This is a genomic window from Marinirhabdus gelatinilytica, assembly GCF_003353425.1.
GTDB lineage: Bacteria > Bacteroidota > Bacteroidia > Flavobacteriales > Flavobacteriaceae > Marinirhabdus > Marinirhabdus gelatinilytica.
In genome coordinates, this window is sequence record NZ_QRAO01000004.1 from 203,976 (window position 1) to 216,902 (window position 12,927).

At 41.5% G+C, this 12,927-nt stretch carries 13 protein-coding genes; 2 read left to right on the plus strand and 11 right to left on the minus strand.

Annotated elements, in window-relative coordinates:
• Positions 1-160 precede the first annotated feature (160 nt).
• The gene (locus C8D94_RS12240; protein ID WP_245946307.1) at positions 161-1,333 is read right to left on the minus strand and encodes a lipoprotein N-acyltransferase Lnb domain-containing protein; all 1,173 of its coding nucleotides are present in this window, start codon (positions 1,331-1,333) and stop codon (positions 161-163) included.
• A gap of 70 nt (positions 1,334-1,403) precedes the next feature.
• Complete coding sequence (locus C8D94_RS12245) at positions 1,404-2,471, minus strand: putative type IX sorting system protein PorV2 (protein ID WP_449405538.1); 1,068 nt, start codon at positions 2,469-2,471, stop codon at positions 1,404-1,406.
• 125 nt (positions 2,472-2,596) lie between these two features.
• Between C8D94_RS12245 and C8D94_RS12250 the strand changes: the two genes are divergently transcribed.
• Positions 2,597-3,337, plus strand: coding sequence for a CDP-alcohol phosphatidyltransferase family protein (locus C8D94_RS12250; RefSeq protein WP_115124246.1), 741 nt, complete (start codon positions 2,597-2,599; stop codon positions 3,335-3,337).
• A gap of 131 nt (positions 3,338-3,468) precedes the next feature.
• Here the strand turns inward: C8D94_RS12250 and lptB are convergent, their stop codons facing one another.
• The 4 genes from lptB to C8D94_RS12270 all read right to left on the minus strand — a co-directional run bounded on the left by lptB (position 3,469) and on the right by C8D94_RS12270 (position 6,433).
• Entirely contained in the window at positions 3,469-4,209 is a 741-nt protein-coding gene (gene lptB / locus C8D94_RS12255) for an LPS export ABC transporter ATP-binding protein (RefSeq protein WP_115124247.1), read from the minus strand.
• An 82-nt stretch (positions 4,210-4,291) separates the two neighbouring features.
• Entirely contained in the window at positions 4,292-4,645 is a 354-nt protein-coding gene (locus tag C8D94_RS12260) for a carboxymuconolactone decarboxylase family protein (protein WP_115124248.1), read from the minus strand.
• Positions 4,635-5,468 carry a twin-arginine translocase subunit TatC gene (gene tatC, locus C8D94_RS12265; RefSeq protein WP_115124249.1) on the minus strand — a complete coding sequence of 278 codons (834 nt, stop codon included), beginning with the start codon at positions 5,466-5,468 and terminating at the stop codon, positions 4,635-4,637. The genes C8D94_RS12260 and tatC overlap by 11 nt, the downstream gene beginning before the upstream one ends.
• Positions 5,468-6,433, minus strand: coding sequence for a KpsF/GutQ family sugar-phosphate isomerase (locus tag C8D94_RS12270; RefSeq protein WP_115124250.1), 966 nt, complete (start codon positions 6,431-6,433; stop codon positions 5,468-5,470). The genes tatC and C8D94_RS12270 overlap by 1 nt, the downstream gene beginning before the upstream one ends.
• 196 nt (positions 6,434-6,629) lie before the next feature.
• On the opposite strand from C8D94_RS12270, the gene recQ reads away from it, so the two are divergent.
• A complete protein-coding gene (gene recQ, locus C8D94_RS12275; RefSeq protein ID WP_115124327.1) occupies positions 6,630-8,825 on the plus strand; it encodes a DNA helicase RecQ in 2,196 nt (731 codons plus the stop codon).
• Positions 8,826-8,828: 3 nt separating this feature from the next.
• On the opposite strand, the gene C8D94_RS12280 is transcribed toward recQ, so the two are convergent.
• The 5 genes from C8D94_RS12280 to C8D94_RS12300 all read right to left on the minus strand — a co-directional run bounded on the left by C8D94_RS12280 (position 8,829) and on the right by C8D94_RS12300 (position 12,915).
• Positions 8,829-9,377 carry an HNH endonuclease gene (locus C8D94_RS12280; protein ID WP_115124251.1) on the minus strand — a complete coding sequence of 183 codons (549 nt, stop codon included), beginning with the start codon at positions 9,375-9,377 and terminating at the stop codon, positions 8,829-8,831.
• 74 nt (positions 9,378-9,451) lie between these two features.
• Positions 9,452-10,156 carry a lycopene cyclase domain-containing protein gene (locus tag C8D94_RS12285; RefSeq protein ID WP_115124252.1) on the minus strand — a complete coding sequence of 235 codons (705 nt, stop codon included), beginning with the start codon at positions 10,154-10,156 and terminating at the stop codon, positions 9,452-9,454.
• A 3-nt stretch (positions 10,157-10,159) separates the two neighbouring features.
• Positions 10,160-10,609: a sterol desaturase family protein gene (locus C8D94_RS12290; protein ID WP_115124253.1), complete on the minus strand. Its 450-nt coding sequence runs from the start codon at positions 10,607-10,609 to the stop codon at positions 10,160-10,162.
• 3 nt (positions 10,610-10,612) lie between these two features.
• Positions 10,613-11,455, minus strand: coding sequence for a phytoene/squalene synthase family protein (locus tag C8D94_RS12295; RefSeq protein ID WP_115124254.1), 843 nt, complete (start codon positions 11,453-11,455; stop codon positions 10,613-10,615).
• Positions 11,452-12,915 (minus strand): phytoene desaturase family protein, encoded by a 1,464-nt coding sequence (locus C8D94_RS12300; protein ID WP_115124255.1) that lies wholly within the window; start codon positions 12,913-12,915, stop codon positions 11,452-11,454. The genes C8D94_RS12295 and C8D94_RS12300 overlap by 4 nt, the downstream gene beginning before the upstream one ends.
• Positions 12,916-12,927: the final 12 nt, after the last annotated feature.

Consider the following 12,927-nt stretch of genomic DNA (forward strand, 5'->3'; position numbering starts at 1 on the left):
GTACAAGTTTAGTTTTATCAAGACGATAGATATATGAAGGAGGGACCTGAAGCGTTTCTGTTAATAGAGCAGTGGTAACCCGTAAAACCTAAGTAGTGATGGTGGTTTGTGAAGTGACTCACCTTATTGATTGGGATATGTGGTAGAGCAGGAGGGATTCCTACTTCAAAGCCTTTAAAAGATATACATACCTAATTGTAAGTGCTATGAATAACGGTATAAAACCATACGCAAATTCCTGCACCCCTGTGAACCAATGCAATGCCAAAAGTGATAAGAGCAATAGTAAAAACAGTACATACCTGCGTACCCAAACTTTAGGTTGCTTTTTGGCTATAACAACCACTATAAAAATTGAAAAGGGAAACGCCCATAGCAGGTTGTAATTATTTGCCGTGGCGCTATGGTCTGTTGCAAACCACAATAAACTGAGTAGTATTCCCACGACTCCGGTTACTCCCAGTATAGTAGCATCTAAGGCTCTGGTTCGTTCTTTGTTTTTTATATCTTTTACGGTAATCCCAATAATGACAAGGCCTATAACCAGAAAAATTAACAATGGTGAAGTAAAGAAATTAGGGGTTTCTTTTTCCCTCGAACTTTCATACAGCGTATAGGTTTCCTTTACCAAGGGAGTTTTTTCTCCATCGCCTACTTGTGCTGTAGCAGCAGCTTTATACACATAATCTGGCAAGAACTGGTATTGCCAGGAATTTGCCTTGATGTCGGTTACGGCACCTATGGCTACGTCCATCCCCAAACTTCCCCAGGAATTCCAATGTACGTTTTGCTGAATGAGCTCTCTGAACGTTTTTTGCTCTGTACTAAAATCTTCTACATATTCAAGATCGTTACCTAGCACCGAAACCAATACATCACGAATCTTGGTAGCGCAGTTATCATAAAAGAAATCGTATTTGTAATATTTGTTTTCGGGCTTTAAGTTATTGTTCAAAAAGTTGAATAACGCCTGCTTTTCAGAATACGAAAGGTTGAGTACCTGTTGTTTTATCCAGCGGTCTTGAGCTTTGTAATGTGCTATAAAAGGTTGTGCTTTTACTCCTTCTAGTTTGTAGAGCAATTTTCCTTGAGCGAATTTTGTGTAAAAGTTGGGTGTGTCAAAATCGTACACCCCATAATTATATACTGCATCTATCCCTCTCTCTGGGTCCTGAATGTAAAAAGCACTGTGCCCAAACTTATCGTACAGATTGTCGCCTGGCCCCATGGTGAGAATGCTTACCTCTGCACTGGGAGAAAGAGGTGTATATTGTGCGCTAGCTGAAATATTCAGCAAGAATATAAGAACAGCGAAAGCAAATTTTTGAAACAAGATAAATTAGATTTTTATAGCTTGCAAAATACTAAATCCTGAAACGTTTCAGCTATAAAAGAAGCAGCATTTACCTAAAGATGCTCCAATCCAGCTTTACTGAAAATACATTGGAGTACAGGGCTGCACTCTGGTCGCCAATATCGGTAAGTGCGTAATCTATCTGTATCCCCTTGTATTTAAAGCCCACGCCTATATTGGGTTGGAAGCCAACAGAGTCGCTCCCGTCCAGTTGCTGTATATTTTGGAAGTTACCCATACCTGCTCGTACAAATATCATATCAATGTACTTAAACTGGAGTCCTAGGGCGGGATCTATACTGGCAAACTCGGTAGAGATAATATCATTTGTCTGCGCAAACCTAAAGTTGAGATCTGCCTCGGCCAATAGTATATAATCGAAATGAAACTCAAATTCCTTTGCAATCCCTACTTGTAGTTTGGGTATGGTTATCTCGGTGGTTTCGGGTAGTTCTTGGTTTTGACCTTCAACTGCGTTGGAAATTGTAGCAAATTGCTCTTCGTCTATGCTCCAAGCATTAAAGGTTGTGGTAATATCACGAGCCATAACACCAAATTTCCAGTTACCGCTATTAAACTGTATCCCAGCGTCCAGGCCGAAGCCCCAAGAAGAGGCAAAATCTCCAATAATCCTTCGTATCACCTTGGCATTTACCCCAACATTCAATCCATCCAACGGAAGTTCCCGGGCATATGAGAACGTGACCCCATAATCTGCTGTAGAGAATAGGCTAATGCGGTTGTAATCTATATTTCCTTGTTCATCGATAAGTTGTGTGGTGTTCAGGATGTCGTCTACCCCAAAGCGAATTACCGAGAGTGCTACAACGCTTTGTTTGTCCAACGGCATAGCAAAGGCGGCATAATCGTAATTGGCAATATTCGCGAAATAGGACGCATGCATCAAGGATAATTGTCTGTCTTCCAGCCCAACTAATCCAGCTGGGTTCCAGTACCCACTGTTCACATCGTTGGTGGAGGCCACCACGGCATTGGACATACCAAATGCAGCGGCGTCTACCCCAATATTCATAAACTCGTTGGAATATTTTCTAACGGTTTGGGCAGAGGCCACGTAAGTGGTAAGGAACAAAAAGAAAAGGAGTTTCTTTTTCAAGCTGAAAATTTTGCGCAAATATCTCATTATTTTACAGAATACTAAACTATTATTTTGGTTAGATATTGTGCTGTATGGGGCTTAGACGAAAATAGTTTCTTATTTTTACACGTAATGCCATTTTTATGCTGAAACATATACCCAACCTAATTACTTCCCTCAATGTATTGTGTGGCTGTGTGGCCATTTTCTTTGCAGTCTCAGGCGATTTGGTCACGGCATCCTATTTTGTTTTTACGGGGATATTTTTCGATTTTTTCGATGGACTCGCCGCTCGATTGCTCAATGCCCATAGCGAAGTTGGCCTACAATTGGATTCTCTAGCCGATATGGTGACTAGCGGTGTGGCGCCTGCCATAGTGATGGTGCAATTGCTTTCTGAAAGTAGTTTGGGCTCCCCCTTACAAGTGGGCGAAACTTTTTTTGCTGAAGGTTGGAACACTGGATGGCACAACTACCTGCCCTTAATAGGGTTGCTCATTGCTGTAGCTTCAGGATATAGGCTGGCAAAATTTAATGTGGATACACGCCAAACTACAAGTTTTATAGGCTTGCCAACCCCTGCTAATGCTTTGTTGGTATTGAGTTTGCCACTTATCTTAGCATACCAGTCTTCTGAAATTGCTGAAACAATTATCCTGAACCCGTGGTTCTTGACCATACTTACCTTGCTTAGCTGTATCTTGCTGAATGCAGAACTACCACTTTTTGCCTTAAAGTTTAAAACGTGGGATTTTAAAAGCAATGCAAAGCGTTACATTTTTTTGGGTATCTGTTTGCTGGCCATTGTATTGCTGAAATTTATTGCTATCCCAGTAATTCTACTAGTATATATTGTACTCTCACTGGTATGGAAAGAGTTGTGATTTTTTGTGTTAGGGATTGAACGGTATGTTTGAGCTCTCCCAGGTTTTGGCTTGAGGTAGTGGAGGGGAAGCGAGTAGTGAAAGCCCGACCCTTCTTGCTGGTGGATGGTGGCGATGGAAAGGGGAACACCCTAAAACTCCAATTTCTTCTTCCGCAGCTCGAAATTTTGACCTAGATATACTTTCCTTACCATCTCATCGCTTGCCAGTTCCTCGGGCTCACCGTGTTTAAGGATACTACCCTCAAACATGAGGTAGGTCCTATCGGTTATGGCGAGCGTTTCCTGTACGTTATGGTCTGTAATGAGGATACCAATATTTTTGTTCTTGAGCTGTGCCACGATACGCTGTATATCCTCCACGGCTACGGGATCTACTCCTGCAAAGGGCTCGTCCAGGAGGATAAAGTGTGGATCGGTCGCCAGGGCGCGGGCAATCTCGGTACGGCGGCGCTCACCACCGCTCAACAGGTCACCACGACTTTTTCGAATGTGGCCAAGACCAAATTCCTCAATAAGCGACTCCATTTTCATGTGCTGCTCTTTTTTGGAGAGCTTTGTGAGTTGTAGTACACTTAAGATATTGTCCTCTATGCTCAACTTCCTGAATACCGATGCTTCCTGTGCTAGGTAGCCAATACCGTTTTGTGCACGTTTGTACATGGGGTATTTGGTAATTTCGGTACCTTCCAGAAAAATCTTTCCTCCATTGGGCTTTATAAGCCCCACGATCATATAAAAAGAGGTGGTCTTTCCCGCTCCATTGGGGCCCAATAGACCCACGATCTCACCTTGGTTCACCTCTACGGTAATACCTTTTACCACCTTTCGGCCTTTGTAGGATTTTACTAGATTTTGGGCTTTGAGTTTCATGTGTACTTTAGGTGAAAACGATAATGTGTTCGTTTAATTGCTGTGATATCAAAAATACAGCTTAATTTTCCGAAGTAAAAATTTAAACATCTTGAGTTTGCAGCGCCTCCCAATATTCGTATGCTCTTCGCAGGTGGGGAATAACAATGGTACCTCCTACGAGAAGCGATATACTCAAGGCTTCAACTACTTCTTCTTTTGAGATCCCTAAATTATAGCAGGTTTCCAAATGGTACCGTACACAGTCGTCGCAGCGTAGGACCAAACTGTTGCCCAAGCCCAACAATTCTTTGGTTTTTTTGGGGAGGGTGCCTTCTGTAAAAGCGTTTGTATCCAGATTGAAGATCCGTTTTAAAATCTTGTTGTTGTCTTCCAAGAGCTTCTCGTTCATCTTGGAGCGGTAGGCGTTAAATTCTTCTACAATGTTATGTGCCATGGGTGTTGAGTAGTTTTTTTTGTTTTCGCACTACAATTTTGGAGATAATAATGCTTATTTCGTATAAGATTAAAACAGGTACGGCCACGATTACTTGGCTGGCAATATCTGGTGGGGTAATAATTGCTGAAATGATCAAGACTCCCACGAGTGCAAACTTTCGGTATTTTTTTAGCCATGCCGGTGTTACCAGTCCAACCTTTGTCAAGAAATAGATTACGATTGGCAGCTCGAAAATAAGGCCGCTCGCAATAACCGAAGCCCTTACCAGGCCTATGTAACTACTTAGGTCGAAATCGTTAAAAACAGCCTCGCTTACTTTGTAGCTTCCCAAAAAGTTAATGGTGAGGGGGGTAACTACATAGTATCCAAAACAAACCCCTATAAAGAACAGTAAGGATGCAATGATGATAAATCCACGGCTGTTTTTACGTTCGTTTGTGCGCAAGCCCGGGCTAACAAATTTCCAAAATTCATAGAGTACATAGGGAAAACCTATTATAAACCCTGCCGTAATGGAGGTCCATATATGTGCCGAAAATTGCCCAGCGGGTGTCCTACTCTGTATACGAAAACTCTCTTCCTTAAAGCAAAAACTTTCTTCCAGCCCTAACTGGGTCGCTGCCCTGCAAAGTAACTTGTATGTTGGGAAATCTGGGTTCTTGGGTCCGAGGATAAGTACATCGAAAATAAATTCCTTGGCGATAAAAGCAATAGTAGCCAGGACCATAACCGCAATGGTAGAGCGTATAAGGTGCCAGCGTAATTCTTCGAGATGGTCCAGGAAAGACATCTCCTTTTCGATATTCCTCTTTTTTGCCATTAAATGATACCTTCTTTGGTAAGGTTATGAATATGCACTACACCACAATATACACCGTTTTCTTCGGCAAGTATTTGGGTTATCCCGTTTTTATCCATAAGCTCCATGGCTTCTACGGCCATGGCGTCGTTATGTATTTTCTTGGGATTGGCAGTCATGATATCCTTGGCTGTTAAGCCTTTTATATTTTCTTCTCTGGTAAGCATTCTACGCAAGTCCCCATCTGTAATGATACCTACTATTTTATTGTTTTCTACCACAGCGGTTACTCCCAAGAGTTTTTCTGAAATCTCAACGATTACCTTTCTTACATCGGTATCTGGGGTTACTTGTGGTTTTGAGTTAAGGGACGTAAGGTCGCTCACCCGTAGGTACAATTTTTTACCAAGGGAGCCACCGGGATGAAAACGTGCAAAATCCTTACTGGAAAAACCGCGTAGATCCAAAAGTGCCATTGCAAGGGCGTCTCCTACCACCAGCTGTGCCGTGGTACTTGTGGTTGGGGCAAGGTTGTTGGGACAGGCCTCCTTTTCGGCATAGGCGTGCATGACATAATTTGCTTGGACTCCCAAGAAAGATTCCTTGTTGGAGGTGATGGCCAGTAGCTTATTCCCCCTACTTTTTATAAGTGGAACCAACACCTTTATTTCTGGAGTATTACCACTTTTAGAGATGCATATTACTACATCATCCTTGAGTATGGTACCCAGATCCCCGTGAATAGCATCGGCAGCGTGCATAAAGATAGCTGGTGTACCTGTGGAATTAAGGGTGGCCACGATTTTTGTTGCAATATTGGCACTCTTGCCAATTCCTGTGATTACCACTCTGCCCTTGCTATTGTAGATGGTTTCTACAGCGTGTGCAAACTCATTGTCCACCAAGTTTACTAAGTTCGCAATAGCTTCACTTTCGGTTTTAATGGTTTGTTTTGCAACTTCGATTATCTGTGAGGTCCTGTTCAAAATTTGAAGATTAATAAGTTTGTAACTGTTTCAGAAATTAGTATATTTAGTAAGTGAAAAGAACAATTATTACTGTTTTCACAATATACATGTAATAGATACAGTTTTACAAAATTAGTTGCAAAATTACGATTGTTCCCCTGTTTATACAATTTTAATTGGCATCAAAAAACATAACAACATAATAAGAACCAGCGTGGCTGAATTAGATTTATACGCAGCTCTCAAGAAGTATTTTGGTTTTTCGAAATTCAAAGGGCTTCAGGAAGAGGTGATCAAGAGTGTGTTGGCACAAGAAAACACTTTTGTAATTATGCCCACCGGTGGTGGCAAGTCCCTTTGCTACCAGCTTCCCGCACTTATGCAGGAAGGTACCGCAATTGTAGTTTCCCCCCTTATAGCATTGATGAAAAATCAAGTGGATGCCATTAGAGCACTTTCCTCGGATGAAGGTATTGCCCATGTATTAAACTCTTCTTTGAACAAGACCGAGGTAAAAAAGGTCATGAGCGATATCGAGAATGGTATCACAAAACTTCTCTACGTGGCTCCAGAGTCGCTCACCAAGGATGAATATGTAAACTTTTTACAGACGCAAAAAATTTCATTCCTCGCCATAGACGAGGCCCATTGCATTAGTGAGTGGGGCCACGATTTTAGGCCAGAATACCGAAATCTTAAAAAGATAATCGAACGTATAGGAGATAATATTCCAATAATTGGGCTTACTGCCACCGCCACTCCCAAAGTACAGGAGGATATTCTCAAAAACTTGGGAATTCAGGATGCCAATACTTTTAAGGCCTCTTTTAACCGTCCCAACCTTTTTTATGAGATACGGCCCAAGACCAAAAATGTAGATGCGGATATCATTCGCTTTGTAAAGAAAAATGAAGGAAAAAGCGGGATTATTTACTGCCTGAGCAGAAAACGTGTAGAAGAGTTGGCACAAACCTTACAGGTTAACGGGATTAAGGCGATTCCCTATCACGCAGGGCTGGATGCTAAAACCCGGGTAAAGCACCAAGATATGTTCTTGATGGAAGATGCAGACGTTGTGGTGGCGACCATTGCCTTTGGGATGGGTATAGACAAACCAGATGTTCGTTTCGTCATACACAACGATATTCCCAAGAGTATCGAGAGCTATTACCAAGAAACCGGGCGAGCCGGTAGGGATGGTGGTGAGGGACACTGTCTGGCCTTTTACGGATACAAGGATATTGAAAAACTTGAGAAATTTATGAGTGGCAAACCCGTTGCCGAACAGGAAATTGGCCACGCCCTCTTACAGGAAGTGGTTGCGTTTGCTGAAACGAGTATTTCCCGCAGGAAATTTATACTCCATTATTTTGGGGAAGAATTTGATAATGAAACCGGTGAGGGGGGAATGATGGACGATAATATGCGAAACCCCAAAAAACAACATGAGGCGAAAGAGGATGTTGTTAAATTGCTGAAAGTGGTAAAAGAGACCAATCAACAGTATAAAAGTAAAGAGGTTGTAAATGTATTGGTGGGAAAGGTAAACGCTATGATTAAATCCCACCGGACAGACCAACAATCCTTTTTTGGAATAGGGAACGATAAAGAGGCAGAATATTGGATGGCACTGCTGCGTCAAGTATTGGTGGCAGGAATGCTCTCCAAGGATATTGAGACCTACGGGGTTATAAAGATTACTGAAAAAGGTCTGGACTTTATTAAAAAGCCCGAAAGCTTTATGATGACCGAAGACCATTCCTATTCCGAGGATAGAGACGATAATGTAATAACACAACAAAAGGGCGGAGGTGCAGTGACCGATGAGCAACTCTTTAAATTGCTGAAAGGAGAACGAAAGCGTTTAGCCGATAAGCTGAGCTTACCCCCTTATGTGATTTTTCAGGATCCCTCACTAGAGGATATGGCGCTAAAGTACCCTATTACATTGGATGAGCTTGCTAATGTCCACGGTGTGGGTGACGGAAAAGCAAAAAAATACGGAAAGAGTTTCGTAGCGCTAATCTCAAGATATGTAGAGGAAAACGATATAGACCGTCCAGACGATTTTGTGGTGAAATCTACCGGGAGCAATAGTGGTTTAAAGCTATATATCATTCAAAATGTAGATAGAAAATTAGCACTCGACGATATTGCCGATGCCAAGGGAATTGAAATGGACGCCCTCATGGACGAAATGGAGGCCATTGTATACAGCGGTACCAAATTGAACATAAGTTATTGGGTGGACGAGACCTTGGACGATGACCAACAAGAGGAGCTGCACGATTACTTCTTGGAAGCCGAGACCGATAGCATTGAAGAAGCCATGGAAGAATTTGATGGCGACTACGATGTAGATGAGTTAAGGCTCTACCGTATCAAGTTTATAAGCGAAGTGGGTAATTAAGCTTTAATATTCGGTTACCGAACCCCAATTTTCTCCACTTTTAATTCTGTATAGTTGCATTTCAGAAATACCAAACTGCTTGGCTATCATCTTTAGGCGCGTACGGCGATTGGGATCGTAGATTTTCCTCTTGATGAGTTTTACCTTGGCTTCGGTAAGCTTGGAATAGGTTCTCTTTCTGGGCTTGTTTTTATATTCAGGATTACTGAACTGGTGAACCTCTTTTTCTCGCTTCGTAGCCCATTTCAGGTTATCAACGTGGTTGTTCTTTTTATGGTAATCCAGGTGTATTACGTACATACCATCTTTTTGCTCCAAAAAGTGCTGTGCCACGAGTTTGTGTACATATCGGCTTGTGGTTTTTCCGTTTTTCTTTTGTCTAACAGCAAGGTTCTGGTAACCGTTTATAAAGGACGGTTTTAGCAAGAACTCTTTCTCGCCCTTGCAGTTTATGAGCCTGCCGTAGTTTGAGATCTTAAACTTTTCAGTATCGGAAATCTTATCATCAAACACAATAGCTTTCCACTCTTCGTTCCAATAGCTTCGTATCATGGGTTTTTGGTTTAGAAAGTTTTACTTTTTATGTAAAAGCTATCGGCTCCCCAACCAAAGCTTGTTATGCTAATTTAACTGTTTTCCACAGGTTTTATAGTTTTTTTACTGAAATACTCCGTACACGCAAATACCGTGAGCAACATTCCTAGATTATAGATTATATCTTCCACGGGGATGGTATGTAGGCGTATTCCCATATTTTCGATATTGTTGTACCACACTACTTGCTCTTCAATCCAACCCCCGGTAAGTGTTCCGTTCACTATAAAAAATGGAATTAAAATAATGAGGTAGGTAGCAAGAAAGGACTGTAACGAAGCCCTGTTTCGGTTAAAAAGCAAGCCTAATATAAGCAAGGCATATACAAAATTGACCAAGGTGTACCATCTGTCATAATAATACCAAAGGGTCACGATCAATATAGAAAATAATAGCACCACCGTTACATTTACGGTTTGTATTGAAAATTTAAAATTCTTGTTCAATGCCAAGATGGCGTAATGTGTAAAGATGCATGCGTAGGGGATACAGAAGAAGAACAACCATTCCTCAATGGGAAGACTCAAAAATGTATACCCCGTAATGTATGCATCGTTAAATCCCCAGAAACCGTTAGTGGTGAAAGCGATGTCCCAAGGAATGAAAATGGCCATCATCACCAATACGCCTATTAAAAACCCTTTCCATTTTTTATAAAATTGAATCTTGGGATGAAAACTGAACAGGAATGGAATAATAAAAGAGCCCAGATTGAGCCATAGGTAGAGGTATTCCATATATTATTTTTTGAAATATTTCATAGGTGGCACCAACATCCCAAAACATTCGCCCTCTTTCTTGCCCAGATGCTTGTGGTGTATTTTGTGGGCCCGTCTAATGCCTTTTGCATACCAATTAGTAGCATTTCGGAACAGCTTGAAACGTTGGTGTATAAAAATATCGTGGACAAAAAAATAGGTAACGCCGTATGCAAAAATGCCCAGGCCAATGGGCAGGCCGGCCCAAAAACCGTAATATTCCCAACCAATGAAACAGCCTATACTAACCCCAGCATAGAACAAAAAGAAAAAATCGTTGCGCTCCCACCAGCTGTTGTGGTCCTTTTTATGATGGTCTTTGTGGAGAGACCATAAAAAACCGTGCATAACATATTTGTGCGTGAACCACGCCATAAATTCCATAATGCAGAAGGTAGTGAGGAAAATCAATATCCAAAAAACGAGGGTCATAGCTTATCGAACGAGTTTTAGTTGGTACTTTACATAACTACGTGTCAAGAGTCCAAATTTTTGGTAATTGGGCACTCTAATCCTGGAGTTCTTAATTTCAAGAGCCGGGGTTTTTGCCAGTTTCTTTAGAAGCTTTCGGTAGTACCGATAGGCCATAAAAACTCCAAATTTGGCCTCTGCAGGTAGGTGCAATATACCTTGGTACCCTTTTTTGAAATCTTCTTCAATATCTTCAATAATTTTCTTTTTTGAAGCTTCATCCAAGGCATTGAGGTTTGTGTTAGGAAAGTAAGACCTGCTCAATCCTTCAAAATCTTCTTTTAGGTCGCGTAAAAAATTCACTTTTTGGAAAGCGGAACCCAGTGACATAGCGGCACTTTTCAATGCTTCATATTTTTGGGTATTTCCCTTCACAAAAACCTTAAGGCACATAAGCCCCACAACATCTGCAGAGCCGTAAATGTATTCTTTAAATTCTTTGTCGGTCAGGTACTCGCTCTTGCTTAAATCCATCCGCATACTCTTCATAAATGCACTAATGAGCTCTTGGTCTATACTGTAAAGGTGTACCGTTTGTTGAAAGGAATTCAATATAGGATTTAAGCTGATTTTTTCAGTGAGGGCATTTTCCAGGTCTTTTTCAAATCTATTGAAAAGCGCGGGTTTATCGTAATCGTGAAAACTGTCCACAATCTCATCAGCAAAGCGAACAAAACCATAAATATTGTAAATGTCCTGCCTAATGCTGGGCGCAAGCATTTTCGTGGCCAAGGAGAACGAAGTGCTATAGGCATTGGTAACCTGCTTACTGCAGGAGTTTGATACGGTGTCGAAAAGTGCTTTCACGAATGGTGTTTTTCAATTAAACTTGCGGCTAGCTTTCCTGAAATCAAGGATGGCGGAACACCGGGCCCAGGGACCGATAGCTGACCTGTAAAATATAGGTTCTTTACTTTTTTGCTCTTAATTTTTGGACGCAGAAAAGCGGTTTGTAACAATGTGTTTGCCAAGCCATACGCATTGCCCTTGTACGAGTTGTAATCTTCAATAAAATTATTAATACAGAACGACTCTTTAAATATAACGAAATTTCTTACTTGCTGGTTGGTAAGCTGCTCAAAACGGGTCATTATTTTTTGAAAATAGGTCTCTCTAATGCTTTCTGTGTCTTCAATGCCAGGTGCTAAGGGTATTAAAAAAATAGCGGCTTCTTTTCCTGTTGGGGCAGCGCTGTCATCGGTTTTTGAAGGGAAACTTGCGTAGAACAAAGGGTTTTCTGGCCAAGAGGGATCATCGTAGATAGTACGGGCGTGGGCCTGAAAATCTACGTCAAAAAACAGCGTATGGTGTTCCACGTTCTCAACTTTCTTGTCGAAACCTACGTAAAAAAGTAATGAAGAGGGGGCAAAGGTTCTTTTTTCCCAATAGCTTTCAGGGTATTGGCGGTATTTTTTGGGGAGCAGTGTTTCGGTATGGTGGTAATCTGCGCCGCTCAAGATAATATCTGCTGAAATGTTTTCCCCGTTAACCACTAGCGTTTTTGCTGTACCATTTTCAACAGGAATACGGTCTACAGTACTATTGGTATGTACAGTAACACCTAAGCTTTCAGCTAGCTTTTTCATGCCTTCAATTACCGAATACATCCCATCCTTGGGGTGAAAGGTGCCCAAACCAAAATCGGCATAGTTCATAAAACTATAAAATGCTGGAGTGTTTGAAGGTTTCGCACCTAAAAATAAAACCGGAAATTCCAAGATAGAGACCAAACGCGGATTATTAAATTCTCGCCTCACCTCTTTGCTTATAGTGCTAAAGAACTGCCCTAGCTTTTTCATGGTTACTGGCGTTACCAGTTCCAAGGGAGAAACTCCCGGGCGGTACACAAGGTCTTTTATGGCAATGTTATAATTGTCCTGGGCCTTGGCAATAAATTTCCTTAGCTGCTTGGAGCTCCCTTTTTCTTCGGCTTCAAAAGTGGCGCATATTTTTTCGAGGGTATCCCCGATAGTTATAAAATCGTTCTTCCCAAAATATACCGAATATGCTGGGGCGAGCTTTATGAGTTCATAATACTCTGAGGGTTTTTTATTGAAATCTGAAAAGAAACGCTCAAAAACATCCGGCATCCAATACCAAGTGGGGCCAATATCGAAGGTAAAGCCCTCTTTTTTTAATTGTCTGGCGCGACCACCTACGGTACTGTTTTTCTCGTAAATGGTTACATTGTTGCCTGCTTTTGCAAGATAAGAAGCAGCAGCCAATGAAGAGAACCCAGAACCTATTATTGCGACGTTTTGTTTCATTATTGTTTAACA